Source organism: Gemmatimonadota bacterium (assembly GCA_041390105.1).
Taxonomy (GTDB): domain Bacteria; phylum Gemmatimonadota; class Gemmatimonadetes; order Longimicrobiales; family Gaopeijiaceae; genus JAGQIF01.
Window position 1 is genome coordinate 487,611 of sequence record JAWKQO010000004.1, and the last position, 13,489, is coordinate 501,099.

Annotated in this window: 9 protein-coding genes and 1 pseudogene; 4 read left to right on the forward strand and 6 right to left on the reverse strand. The window is 68.3% G+C overall.

Annotated elements, in window-relative coordinates; all coding sequences use genetic code 11:
• Window positions 1–6: 6 nt before the first annotated feature.
• The 6 genes and pseudogenes from R3E10_18585 to R3E10_18610 all read right to left on the reverse strand — a co-directional run bounded on the left by R3E10_18585 (window position 7) and on the right by R3E10_18610 (window position 7,634).
• The gene (locus R3E10_18585; GenBank protein MEZ4417771.1) at window positions 7–759 is read right to left on the reverse strand and encodes an alpha/beta hydrolase-fold protein; all 753 of its coding nucleotides are present in this window, start codon (window positions 757–759) and stop codon (window positions 7–9) included.
• Window positions 760–772: 13 nt separating this feature from the next.
• On the reverse strand, window positions 773–2,017 hold the full coding sequence (locus R3E10_18590; protein MEZ4417772.1) for a hypothetical protein: 1,245 nt from the start codon (window positions 2,015–2,017) through the stop codon (window positions 773–775).
• 51 nt (window positions 2,018–2,068) lie between these two features.
• Window positions 2,069–3,226: an alpha/beta hydrolase-fold protein gene (locus R3E10_18595; GenBank protein MEZ4417773.1), complete on the reverse strand. Its 1,158-nt coding sequence runs from the start codon at window positions 3,224–3,226 to the stop codon at window positions 2,069–2,071.
• The gene (locus R3E10_18600) at window positions 3,223–4,164 is read right to left on the reverse strand and encodes a hypothetical protein (GenBank protein ID MEZ4417774.1); all 942 of its coding nucleotides are present in this window, start codon (window positions 4,162–4,164) and stop codon (window positions 3,223–3,225) included. Before R3E10_18600 ends, R3E10_18595 begins: the two co-directional genes overlap by 4 nt.
• Window positions 4,161–5,384, reverse strand: a complete 1,224-nt coding sequence (locus tag R3E10_18605; GenBank protein ID MEZ4417775.1) for an ATPase — start codon at window positions 5,382–5,384, stop codon at window positions 4,161–4,163. The genes R3E10_18600 and R3E10_18605 overlap by 4 nt, the downstream gene beginning before the upstream one ends.
• Before the next feature lie 42 nt (window positions 5,385–5,426).
• Window positions 5,427–7,634, reverse strand: a pseudogene (locus R3E10_18610) (sulfatase).
• Between the two features lie 126 nt (window positions 7,635–7,760).
• Here R3E10_18610 and R3E10_18615 point away from each other — a divergent pair.
• From R3E10_18615 to R3E10_18630, 4 genes are all read left to right on the forward strand, one after another.
• A complete protein-coding gene (locus R3E10_18615; GenBank protein ID MEZ4417776.1) occupies window positions 7,761–8,990 on the forward strand; it encodes an ATP-grasp domain-containing protein in 1,230 nt (409 codons plus the stop codon).
• On the forward strand, window positions 8,987–10,204 hold the full coding sequence (locus R3E10_18620; GenBank protein MEZ4417777.1) for an ATP-grasp domain-containing protein: 1,218 nt from the start codon (window positions 8,987–8,989) through the stop codon (window positions 10,202–10,204). The genes R3E10_18615 and R3E10_18620 overlap by 4 nt, the downstream gene beginning before the upstream one ends.
• A 24-nt stretch (window positions 10,205–10,228) precedes the next feature.
• Window positions 10,229–11,185, forward strand: a complete 957-nt coding sequence (locus R3E10_18625; GenBank protein MEZ4417778.1) for a hypothetical protein — start codon at window positions 10,229–10,231, stop codon at window positions 11,183–11,185.
• Between the two features lie 166 nt (window positions 11,186–11,351).
• A complete protein-coding gene (locus R3E10_18630) occupies window positions 11,352–13,268 on the forward strand; it encodes a CocE/NonD family hydrolase (GenBank protein MEZ4417779.1) in 1,917 nt (638 codons plus the stop codon).
• Window positions 13,269–13,489 lie beyond the last annotated feature (221 nt).

A 13,489-nucleotide genomic window follows, 5' to 3' on the forward strand; every position in this document is an offset into this window, starting at 1 on the left:
AGCGCCCTACGCCTGTCCGGCGGAAGGAACCGCCGGGATCAGCTCGTCCACGTAGCGGCGCAGCATGTTGCGCCAGGTGGGCCAATCGTGGTCCCACTCGGCCCCCCAGGAGTCCACGCGGTTGGGGACCCCCTTCTGGCCCAACGCGTCGGCCACGCGCCAGGACTCCCCGATGTCTTCCGCTTTGCCTTCGCCGGAGGCCAGCAGCACGAAGCGGGAGCGGAGCCGCTCCAGGATGGGGCCCTCCAGGCCCGGCAGATAATGCAGCGGCGAGGCGTAGTAGAAATTCTCGTTGGGTCGTCCGTCGAGGAAACGGCGAAGATCATAGGTCCCGCTCATGCAGAGCGCCGAGCGAAAGACCTCGGGAAACCGGCACACCGTGGCCAAGGCGTTGAACGCTCCGATCGAGGCGCCGGTGGCAACCACCTCGATCTCGGGATCCTGACAATCGGCGCGGATGGCGGGCACCAGTTCCCAGCGCACGAACTGCTGGAACAGGTCGAGCGCACGCATCTGGTCGGACGGGCTCCCTTCCCTTCCCAGCATCATGCGGCCGGCCACGCTGTCGCAGGAGTAGATCTTGATGCGGCCCTCGGCCAGGAAGTCGGCCAAAGTGTCGATGATCAGAAAGCGTTCGATCTCCTCCGCGTCCCCACCCGCGGTCGGGAACACCAGCAGCGGCGTGCCCACCGCTCCCCAGCGCGTCACCGCGACCTTCTGCCGCAGCCGGTCTGAGATCCACTCGGTCTTGAGCTTCATGGGTCAGCCAGGCTCAGGCGCGGCCAGGAACGGGGTTGTCGCTCCGCCACCGCTGGATGCGGGCGAAGAACAACTCGGTGAACTCTTCGACTTCATGCTCGGGGAACAGGGCCCGCACCTTCTTGCGCACCGCCTCTTTCGCCACGTCCGTGCCGAAGAAACCGTGCAGAACCTCGTCGAGGTGGCTCAGGTGCCGGGCGCAGAACTCGGCGAACCGGTCGGTGTCGAACCGCTGATGGGCCAGCGCGACGTAGCGATCGAGCTTCTCGCGGAAGGTCATCTCCGGCTCCGCTGCGATCGTGAACCTCTCCCAGGTGAGTGGCTTGAGTCGTCGCGCAGTGGTGGCGGCGAAGATCGACCAGCGGATGTTGGCACCGATCAGCCAGGGGAAGTGGTAGTGCAGGGACGTCACCTGGGAGTCGGGACACGGGTTGGCGAAGTCGATCGGGAACCACTGGCCGTCTTTGCGGAGCACTTCGCAGGAGTTGAAGTCCCAGCCGAAATAGGCATTGATGACCAGGGTCATGTCCTGGATGAGGCTGGCTTCCTCCTCGGAGACGAACCCCTGCTCGCTGGTGTAGCGGTCGTGCAGGGGCGCCGCGGGATCATACAGGATGAGCCGGGTCTGCGGCCCCAGCCCCACACAACGCACGAACCGGTCGAAGGGTTCGATGGCCTCCTGGAGGTTCATGACCAGCGTGCCGCTCTCCTCGTAGGCGGCGCGCAGGGCCTCCTCGTCGTCGATCTTGGAAACCCCCCGCCAGGCGCCGCCATCGTACGGCTTCATGAAGAGCGGATAGCCCAGGTCCTCCCCGATCGAGCCCAGGTCGAAATAGCGGGCATACCGTTCCAGGGTGACCTGGAGGTCGTCCGCGTGCTCGTACGACTTGGGCGGCACCAACCAGGTCTTGGGGATGGGGAACCCGAGGCGGATCATGGCGCAATACGTGGTCAACTTCTCCATGGATTGCACACTCCACGGATTGTTGAACACGTAGACATCGTCGAGGAGGATCGCCTTCTTGATCCACTCGCGCCGGACCCGGTACCAGTGGGTCAGTCGGTCGATCACGACGTCGTAGGGCGCCGGTTGCCGCAGATCGAAGGGCTCGATGGTCATGCGCTCGACCTCGAAGCGCACGGTGTCGCCGTGATAAGGGATCGCGAGCTGGAGCTGCTTCACGATCTCCTGGTAGGCGATCGGCCAACAGATGTCGGCCCCGAGGGAAAGTCCGATGCGGCGCACTACCTCGGCCATCGTTTCCTCGTCTTCCGGCGTCTCGAAGGCGCAGCCGCCTTCCCCGCTCCGTCACTCATAGACCAGCCACAGGGGCCCAGGAAAGAGGACCGAGAGGCCCTCGCGCAGACGATCCCGCCAGTTCTCCCAGTTGTGCCCGTCCCGCGCCTCGGCCCAACGGACATCCATGCCGCTGCGCTGCAGAACAGGAACCAGCGAACGGTTCTCGTAGATCAGCGACTCGTAGATTCCGCAGGTCATGTACACCTTCTCGGCCACGGGCTGCGGATCCGCGCGGTAGGCGTTCACGAAGTCGGCGATGGGGTCGAACACCGGCCCCCGGTCGTGCTCGCCGATGTCCGAGAAGGCGAAGGAACCGGATTGCAGCAGAAGACGGCTGAATACCCCCGGGAACGCCGCCGCGGTCGAGAGCGTCGCCACCGCACCCAGGCTGGCGCCCATCAAGCCCCTGCCTTCCGGCGTTCCGATCAAGGGCAGGTCGGCCTCCAGCTGTGGCACCAGCTCATCGGCGATGAAACGGCTCTGGCGCTCGTCGGCGCGGTATTCCGCCATACGGTCCCCAGGGTCGGTGAGCGCCACGATCAGCGCGGGGATCTCGAGCCGGTGGATGAGATTGTCGAGCACCACCTTCAGCGACGCGAACCGCACATAGTCCGATCCGTCGTGCACCACCAACAAGGGATAGCGCCGCGAACGGCGAAAGCTGGCGGGATAGTACACGGTCACCGCCCGCTCTCCGCCGAGGGAGTGGCTGAGGAAGCGGCGCTCCTCCAAGGTCCCCGCCGGTGCGGACGGGTCCAATTGGGTCCACTCGGGCACCTCGTAGCCCTGCGCCTGGCAGACGGAGTTCGCTCCGAACGGATCGTGGGCCAGATTCGGGTTGAGGGGATCGCGGATGAGATGCGTGCGCCCGTGCTCCGTGACCTCGAGCTTGTACTCGACGCGCGAGCCGGCCGGTAGTTCCAACGTATAGAACCACAGGTCGCTGCCTGGGACCCGTGCGAACGGCTGCGAGGTCGGCAGCCCGAAGATCCAGTGGCGGAGGCGCACGTCCTCGGCCGCTCCCCGGTAGACGAAGGTGCAGTAGGCTCCCTCCACCAGCGGGAACTCCCGACCTGCCAGGAAACCGTCCACATCGGGACGCCCATGGCGAGCCGCGTCCACCAGCCCGGTGATGGCCAGTCCGGGAATGGGAGCGATGCGGCTCACGTCCGCTCCTCCCAGTTCTGCACGCTGCCGTCCTCCAGCAGGCGTCGCGCGCCGTTGGGAGCCCACCAGCGGCCGTCCCACTCCGCGTGCGTGTCCTCGTCCAGCAGCACACACACCGACGGCGCGAAGCGGCGCGCGATGCGCTGCACCCGGTCGGCATCCCCGAGGCGGATGCGCCGGCCTGCGTGCGGCAGGGCCACCACGCCGGGAAACAGCCCCAGTCCGGCTTCGGAGAGTTCCGGATGGCCCAGCCCCTGCGGCGGCGAATCGTGGAAGAGCACGATCTCCGAAGACAGCGCCATGGCGCCGCCCGAGGCGGCCAGGATCAGCTTCCCCGCGAGCAGTTCCTCCATCCCGAACAAGCGCAGGCGATTGAGCAGGATGGGAACGTGACCGCCTTCGACCAGGACGGCTCCCACGCCATCCAGGATGCGGGCCAGATCCGCCACCTCGCGCCGCACGCTCACGCGATGGAGCGGCTGGAAGCGCGCATTGTACTCCGCGCGGATCTCCGCGACCCTGTCCGCGTTGTGACGGTCCAACTCGCGCACCTGCGCCAGGGCGTGATCGCGTTCCCCAGCCAGCACCACTTCGTCCCCGGTGAGAGTGCGGATCTGGATCCAGGCATCCATGACCCGGGCCAGGCGCACGTTGTAGGCGCGGCGCAGGAAGCGCACGCGGAACTGCATCTCGCGATGAGCCTCGGCCAGGTCAGGCTCGCGTTCCCACACGCGCAGGGCGCGTTGATAGAGCCTCAGGTCACGGGCCCGGTCCCCCAGCCGGGTTCGCAGTCGGGCTCCGTCGGCCTCGCCCTCCTGCCACCCGGCGGTCACGGTGGCCACCTCTCCCCGCACCCCGAAGGCGTCGAGCCAACGGCCCAGGCTGGGCCGCTCGTCCTGCGGGCCCAGCAACACGACGTGGGCGGCTTTGGGTCTCAACGCGCACGCACCTTCACGGTCTCCCCGACCGTGTTCAACATGGAGCGCAGCTCGTCGTAGTCGGGATGACGCATGCGGATCCAGGCATTGGCCATGTATCCCGCGGAGACGGGCTGCGTGGGCGTCCCCTCCGGCGGCAGGTGTACATCGAGGATCCACTCCCCGAATCGGCGCTCGATCTCGTTCAGTCCGTCGTAGCCGGCGATGGTGCCGTCCCGCTCCGGGCGGAGCGCGATCATGCCCGCGGCGTACCGCCTGGAAGCGCGACTGAGCGTACGGCCGTGCGTCACGGCCATCGCCCACTCCTTGTAGATGTCGAGGTCGTTGGCAGCCGCGTAGAGGTCCCAGGCGCGCACCCCGGGGGGACGGCATCCGATCTCCGAGAACACCAGGCCCTTCGAGCCAGCGAACCACTCCATGTGTGTGGCGGAGGTTTCGATCCCCAACAGCCGGATCACCTTGCGCCCCATCTCCAGGATCTCCTGATAGGCCGGAGCGGTCTCGACGCGGTTGGTGGTCACGAACTGCGGAGAGATCCAGCGCGTGCGCATGGCTTCGAGCACGTTCGGGTAGTAGTGGGTGATGAACTCGTGTGCGACCGAGCCCCCGATCGTGATCGTGTCGTAGAAGCCTTCGTGTCCGTCGATGAACTCCTCCACGGCCACGTCCGCGCCCCTCCCCACCCCGGTCTCCTCCAGCACCCGCTCCAGGCCTTCGGCGTCGTCGGCGCGGTAGGTACCGGATGCTCCCGCCGCGGCGCGGGGCTTGAGGATCAGGGGAAACCCGACCTCTTCGGCGAAGGCACGCACTTCGTCCGCCGAGGTCGTCCCGATGGAGGCCGCACAGCGGACCCCACCCTCGCGCAGCACCTCCTTCATGGCGGGCTTGTCCCGACACAACCAAGCCGTGCGCACCGAGGTCCCAGGGATCCCACACGCTTCGCGGACCTGTGCCGCAGCCAGCACGTGTGCCTCCACGGTCGTCTCCAGCCGGTCCACCGGGAGCCGCCCCTGGATCCATTGGACGACCTGCAGAAGGCGCCCCTGGTCCACGACCGAGGGAACCTGCTCGTAGTGGATCATCCAGCGCCGGAGCTCGTCGTCCAGCGCCTCTTTGGGAGACTCGCCCACACCGGTGACCATCGCCCCCACGGCATGGAGCGCGCGGACGAATTCCCGTTGGTTCTTCGGGAAGGAGGGTTCGATGAAGACGACGTGCATAGGGAGGCCAGTATAGGCTACCAAGCCTCGGCGCGGCAGGCTTCAGGGAGAAAGGGCCGCTTCCCGGAGGGCGGCCCGCATGCGCCGGAGGACCGGGAGGTGCTCCGGATCGGCGGCCAGGTTCCGCTCCTGTTCCGGATCCGCGACCGTATCGAACAGCTCCTCCACCGCGTCGCCGTTCCGGATGTAGTGCCAACGCCCCTGGACCACCGCCCGCAGAGGTCCCCGGGCCAGGGGGCCCGGGTGCTCCTGGAAGCCGGAGATGTCCACCTGGGCGAAGGCCGTCGCCCGCTCGAACGGCGTCGGTCCTTCCGCGTCCGGCGCGGCGGGCTCCCAAAGGGGCCGCAGGGAGGGGGCCGGGAACGGGTGGCGATCCCCCACGCCGGCCAGCTCGATCAGCGTGCTCGGCAGGGAACGGAGCGACGCCGCCGCCGGCGTGCGCTGGCCCTCGGGGACCCGGCCGGGCCAGGAGATCAGCAGCGGCACGCGCACCAGCTCGGAGTAGAGGCTGTTGGAGTGGCCGCTCAACCCGTGCTCCGAGAACTGCTCGCCGTGGTCGGAGGTGATCACCACGATCGTGTTCTCCAGCGCTCCGCGGGCCTCGAGCTCGTTCAGCAGCCGTCCGATCTGCCCGTCCATGTAGGCGATGCCGCTCTCGTACGCGTCGATGGCCCTCCAGGCCGCCGGCGAGGGACTGACCCGGCGGTCGGGCCGTCGGCCAGCGACGGTCTCATACGGGCGCTCCGGGGGGAAGGTCTCGCCCTCCGGAAAGTTCTCGTACGCGGAATGGGCATCCTAGTAGTTCAAGAAAGCGAACCAGGGGCGACCCTCCAGATCGTCCACCCAGTCCAGGAGCTCTCCGTTGACGGAAGCTGCGAATTTGCGGCTCGGGGACACCCAGCGACGGCGGATGGGCAGCACCTGTCCCAGCCGACGCAGCGCCACCGATGCCCGCAGCATGCGCGCCGGCTTCAACTCGTAGTCCCGGTAGGTGCCGAAGCCTCGGTCGAGTCCGGACGCACGGGTCGTGTAGGCATAGTTGGCCACGAACCCACCCGTGGCCCACCCCCGCTCGGAGAGGTATTCCGCCAGCGTGGGAAACCGGGCGTCCAGCGGCGTCTCCCAGTTGGCGGAGAGCTCGAACGGCGTGCGGCCGGTGAAGAGGCTCGCGTGCGAAGGCAGCGTCCAGGGCGCGGACGCGATCGCCTGGTCGAACACCAGCGAGCGCCTGGCCAACCCCTCGAGGTGCGGCGTGGTGGGGCGCGCGTAGCCGTAGAGGCTGAGGCTGCGCTGCCGGACCGTATCCAGCACGATCAGGAGGATGTTGGGAGCGCCCGCCGGCGCGGCGGGCAGGGCCGCCAGCGACGCCGCCATCCGACGCTCCTGCAGCGTGTGCTGGACGACGAACGCGGTGAGCACGGTTGCGACCACGAAGGGCCAGGACCGCCGCACCAGGCTCCGGAAGCCCGGGTGATCCCGTGCGGCGATGCGCCCCAGTTGGGCCCCGAAGCCCAGGCACAGCACGAAGGTGGCGAGGGGGTGCAGGCCCAGCCGCAGTCGCGAGAGTGCCGACCAGATGCCGATGGTCGCGGTCATCACGATCACGGTGCGAAGCGACAGCCGGCGGGGCCGTCCACCGACCAGAAGCAGCAACAGCCCCACGCAGACGGCGAAGAAGCCCGCCTGGATGGTCGGGGACAGCCAAAGTGTGTCCGAGTCGGAGCCGGAGGAAAAGACCCCGTCCGCCCGGATGCGAACCCACCAGAGCCCGGCCTCCAGGAGCCCCAGCACCGCCCCCATCCAGAGCGCGTTCGCGAGCGCCGAGGCGCTGCTGAGCGCCGGCTCGGCCCGGAAGACGCGGTCCCGCGCCTCGCGCGCCCGCTGGGGATGCAGCCAGGCCCACCAGGCCGACACGACCACGCTCGTCCCCAGCACGGCGGCGCCGATCGCGAATCGGAGCCACAGGGAGAGGTAGTGCTCGACCGGGAACTCGGCCTGACCGCTGATGAGGCCATTCAGCACGGGGAGGCTCTCGCCGGCGTACGCCTGCCGGATGAGCCAGGGAACGAGGCCGAACAAGGCCCCCGCCCACCCCGACAGGAGGGCCAAGACAAGCCCCGGCCGGCCACGCCGGGTCGCAGCCGGAGGTGGCGGTTCGCCGTGACCTGGCGGACCAGAAGGGGCAAAGGGCGGGCGAAGCGGACCCCGTACGGAGGTACGCCTATGGGACCGCGAGCGGGGCAGGACCATGAAACCGAACTCGTAGGACCCCGACGGTCCTCCCTGGAAGGTGGGGCCCTCCCCTCGGGGCCACAAGCTGGCGGCCTCCGGAACCGGCTTGGCCCGGACCGGCGGGACGGCGATACTCCTTGCGCCATGCGGAACGTCATCTTCGTAGCCCCCTTCTTCGCGGAGACCACTCTCCGCTTCCTGGACGCCGTCGCCGCCCTCCCGGGGGTGCGTACGGGGCTGGTTTCCCAGGATCCCCTGGACCGGGTCCCGGAGGGGCTGCGCGCGCGCCTGGACGCGCACTACCGGGTGAGCGATGGCCTCGTTGCCTCATCCATCCTCGAGGGGGTCGACGCCATCCGGGGACGTTGGGGCTCCCTGGACCGGGTGGTGGGGGCCCTGGAGGAGCTGCAGGTGCCGTTGGCCGAGATCCGCGATCACCTGGAGCTTCCGGGCATGCGGGCGGAGGCCGCGCGCAACTTCAGGGACAAGGCGCGCATGAAAGAGGTGCTGCGCGCGGCCGGACTGCCCTGCGCTCGCCACGGACTCGCCCACACCGCCGATCAGGCCCGCGAAGAGGCCCGCCACCTGGGGTTCCCTCTGATCGTCAAGCCACCGGCGGGGTCCGGGGCGCGCAGCACGTTCCGGATCGAGACACCCACCGACCTCGACGCCTGCCTGCGGGCGATGCCGCCCTCGCCCGAGAGACCCGCCCTACTGGAGGAGTTCGTGGTGGGCGAGGAGCACTCCTTCGACAGTGTCGCGGTCGGGGGCCACATCGTGTGGCATTCGATCAACCACTACCTGCCCTCGCCGTTGGAGGTGCTGCGCGAGCCCTGGATCCAATGGAGCGTGCTTCTTCCCCGCGAAGTCGACGACGCGCGCTACGACGGCATCCGCCAGGTGGCGGGAGGCGCGCTGGCCGCGCTCGGCATGGATACGGGGATGAGCCACATGGAGTGGTTCCGACGCCCCGACGGAAGCGTCGCCATCTCGGAGGTCGGTGCCCGCCCCCCCGGCGCCCGGTTCGTGAACCTGATCTCGCACGCGCACGACTTCGATCTGTTCGCCGCCTGGGCGCGGCTCGTGGTCTTCGGCCAGTTCCAGCCCCCCGAACGCAAGTACGCGGCCGGGGTCGCCTACCTGCGCGCCCAGGGCTCGGGCGTGCGCATCGCGCGGGTGCGAGGCCTCGACCGGATCCAGGACGCAATCGGGCCGATCATCCGCGAGGCTCGCCTGCCGCAACCAGGCCAGAAGGCCTCAGGCACCTACGAGGGCGAAGGCTACATCCTCGTCCGGCACCCGGAGACCCAGGTGGTCAAAGACGCGCTCTCCCGGATCATCTCCCAGGTCCGGGTCGAGGTGGAGGCCGCATGAACGTCCTCATGATCTCCCCGGGGTTCCCCAACGAGATGCAGTTCTTCACGCGCGGGCTGGCGCGTGTGGGCGCCCAGGTCATCGGTCTCGGGGACCAGTCCGAGTCCGCCCTGCCCGAGAACGCGCGCGCGAGTCTGGCGGCCTATGTGCAGGTCCGCTCGTTCACCGACGAGGCCGCGGTCCTGGATCAGGTGGCCGAGATCGCCCGCCGTGCCCGCATCGATCGGGTGGAGTGTCTCTGGGAACCGTACCTGATCCTCGCTGCACGCATCCGCGAGATGCTCGGACTGCCGGGGCTCACGGTCGAACAGACCATCCCTTTCCGCGACAAAGAGATCATGAAGCGCGTGCTGGACCAGGCCGGGATCCGCACGCCACACCATTTCTCGGCGACCACCATCGCCGAAGTGCGCGACGCAGCCGAGCGCATCGGCTACCCGCTCATCGTGAAGCCCATCGCCGGGGCCGGTTCGGAGGCCACCTACCGCGTCGAGTCGGACGCAGAGCTGCAACGGGTGCTGCCCGCGCTGCGGTCGGTGACGGAAGTGAGCGTGGAGGAGTTCATCGAAGGCGAGGACATGACCTTCGACACCGTGTGCGTGGACGGGAAGATCCAGCACTACAACATCGGTACCTACCGTCCACGCGCGCTCCTCATGAAGGAGAACGAGTGGATCAGCCCGCAAACGATCGCGCTTCGCGACGTGGAGGCCCCGGAGCTGGAGCCGGGGCGGATCATGGGTCATGCCGTGCTGGAGGCTCTGGGCTTTCAGACCGGGTATACGCACATGGAGTGGTACAAGACGCCCAGCGGCGAGGCGATCTTCGGGGAAATCGGCGCCCGCTCCCCCGGCGCCCACCTGGTGGACCTGATCAACTTCGCGTCCGATACCGACACCTATACCGGGTGGGCGGAAGCGATCGTGCACGGGCGCTGGACGCAGCCGGTCGAGCGTCGCTACAACGCGGCCTGGATCTTCAAGCGGGCGGTGGGCCAGGGACGCATCCAACGCTACGAGGGACTGGAGCCCCTCATGGCCGAGATCGGACAGCATGTCTGTGTGCTGGACCTCAACCCCATCGGTCAGCCGCGCAACGACTGGCGCAAGGTGCTCAAAGGCGACGGCATGGTGATCCTGCGCCATCCCGACCTGGAGACCACCCTTCACATGGCCGATATGGTGGGCACGCGGCTCCAGATCGTGGCGGGCTAGCGGCCACGTTCCGCGAGAGGTGCGATGCACTGGACGAGGCGACACCGAGGAGGCCGCACCACCTGGACCTTCGTACGTGCCGCCACTGCGACCGCGCTGGTCGTGCTGTCGATCTTGCCGCGCACCACGGACGGACTCCTGGCGCAGGCGCCCACCTCTGGATCCTGCTTCGACGTGGAGCTGGGTGACTGGGCGCCAGTCGAGCAGGTGCCCAGCGATCCGCGTCTGCCGACCCGCCGCCCCGACCTGACCGGCGACTCCGTCATCTACAGCGTGCCCAGGCGCGTGCGCTTCGATGCGGACTCGTTTGCCTGGGGAGAGCCCGGGGGCCGCCGGCTGCGCACTCCCGAGCACGTGTTGCCGGTTCCGCATAGATGGACGGGCTGGTGGGTCCGTGGGGACACGCTCCAGCTGACCGTCTCCACCGGCTTTGCTGGAACCAGCGCGACGCTGCTGGGCGACGGGTCAGACTGGACGGGTACGCTGAGGACGTTCAGTGACGTGGGCAACCTCCAACGTTGGACGCGCGCCCTGCGTCTGGCACCTGTGGGGTGCGACGCACCGACCGACCAACCTGCGGCGCTGGAGGCGCCGCTGCCTCGTGAGATCCTGCTCGAGGATGGAACGGTGCTACAGCTGGGCGCGCCCATCCCGGAGGGGCTAGCGACCAGCGAGCGCCGCGACGGCCGCTCCTTTCTGGTGCACGCCGCCGTGATCGGTCCCTTCGCGGGTGCGGACTCGGTGGTCGTGGAGCGATCCCACTCCGACGACGTCGTGGCGAGCATCCGTCTCGAGTACACCGAGGGGCCTGGTTCCGACGCGCTCGTGGAGATCGTCACCCGCTTGTCGGACGGGCGGGGGCCGTTGTCCCGCGCGTACGGATCGGCGTTCTGGTATGGACGCAGCGGGCACGTAATGGTGTCGGAGGGTCGAAACGGTGCGGTCCGCGTGATCCTGCGCGATCCGCGGTCGACCCGCTGACGCAACGCCTCGACGGCCCACAGTTCGCGCCTCCATCGCCTCGGTGGCGGCGGGTCGCCCGGGGCCGCTACGCCGGACGGCCACTCGCGGGACTTTCCCGACTGGCCCTCGCTGCGGCTCCGTGGTCTCGTCCAACGTGGTGCATCCCCTTGGACGGAGAACCCCGATGCCCCAGTCACGCCGACCCATCCGGCTCCTGTCCCCCGCGTTTCTCCTGCTCGCCCTGCTCGTCCCCGGCTTGGCGCTGGCTCAAACGCCACCCCAGGAAGACGTTCGCGCGCTCCTCGAGGCCAACGCCATCATCCAGCAGAAGGTGATGGTCCCGATGCGCGACGGCACGCACATGGCGGCGGACGTCTACCGCCCCAAGACCGGCGGACCGTTCCCGATCATCTTCTCGCGCACGCCCTACAACTTCAATTCCTGGCGGGACGGGGAGTTCAGCGCGGGCACCTACCGGGGGGCCTGGAACGCGGTGCAACGCGGCTACGCCTACGTCGTCATGAACGAGCGTGGTCGCTTCTTCTCCGAGGGAAACTGGGACATCCTGGGGCCGCCCCTGACGGATGGCTACGACGCCTTCGAATGGATGGCCGCCCAGCCGTGGTCCAGCGGGAAGGTCGCGACGCTGGGGTGTTCCTCCACCGCCGAGTGGCAGATGGCCGTGGCCTCGCTCGACCATCCCGCCCACACCACGCTGGTGGCGCAGGGCTTCGGTGCGGGCGTGGGGCGCATCGGAGACTGGTACGAGCAGGGAAACTGGTATCGGGGGGGCGCCGAGCAGATGCTGTTCTTCGCGTGGCTCTACGGCGTTCAGACCGGCATTCGCCCGATGTTCCCCGACAACCTCACGCAGGAACAGCTGGCGCAGGTTTCCCGCTACTGGGATCTCGCACCCGAGATGCCGCCGGTGGATTGGGCAGAGGGACTCAGGCACCTACCACCCGTGGACATCCTGCGCAACGTCGAAGGCAACACCGGGCCGTTCGAGGACATGATCAAGCGCACGCCCAACGACCCCAAGTGGTATCAGGGCGGGCTTTACCACGACGACATGCCCTTCGACAAGCCGGCCATCTGGTTCATGTCGTGGTACGACGTCTCCACCGGCCCGAACCTGGCGTTGTTCAATCACGTCCGGGAGAACGCCGAAAGCGCTGAGGCCCGCGACAACCAGTACGCCGTGATCGCCCCCACCCTTCACTGTGCCTACACGCGGGCCACGGAAAACACCGTCGTGGGCGAGCGCTCCGTGGGCGACGCCCGCTGGGACTACGACGCCCTCGTCTACGGCTGGTTCGATCACTTCCTCAAAGGCGAAGCCAACTCGATCCCCGATACGTTGCCGCGGGTGCGCTACTACACCATGGGCTCGAACCAATGGCACAGCGCGCCCTCCTGGCCACCTCCCGAGGCCGAGGTGGTGACCTACTACTTCGACAGCGGCGGCAACGCCAACACGCGGAACGGCGACGGCCGCCTGAGTCGCGAACGTCCTCGCAGCGACCGACCGGACCGCTTCACCTACGATCCCATGAATCCCCTCCCCTCCCACGGCGGCAACGTCTGCTGCACGGGGAACGCGGTGCAGGGTGGGGCGCTGGACCAGCAGGAGATGGAGCTGCGCGACGACATCCTGGTCTATACGACCGATGCCTTCCCGAACGGTGTGGAAGTCACCGGCACCATCGACATCACGCTGTTCGTGTCGTCCGACGTCAAGGATACGGACTTCACAGTCAAGCTCATCGACGTCTACCCCGACGGGCGCGCCTACAACCTGGACGAGACCATTCAGCGGGTGCGGTACCGGGAAGGATACGACAAGGAAGTTTTCATGGAGCCGGGCCAGACCTACGAGGTCACGATGAGCCCGCTGTCTACGAGCAACTGGTTCGCACCCGGACATCGCATCCGCGTCGAGATCTCCAGCTCCAACTTCCCGCGCTTCATGCGCAACATGAACACGGGCGGGAATACCTGGAGCGAGTCCACGGGCGTGATCGCGCACAACGTGATCCATCACTCCCGGGAGCACCCTTCGCAGATCCGTCTGCCGATCGTGCGCAGGCCCGCCAGCTAGGCCGGTACCGGCTCGGGTCGGCCCGAAGGCTCCCCTTCGAGCCCGGGTCGGCCCGCCGGACCCGCCTCCGGGCCCGACTCGGCCCGCCAAGCCCCCTTCGAGCCCGCGCTGCCCCGCGGGGTCGCTCCAGCCCGCGCCGGGATGCCCGCAGCGCCGGGCTTGTCCAGGTCCACTGCGGATCATCGCCGTGGTCTCCGAGCGGGAGGAGGTTCTCTTGGCCC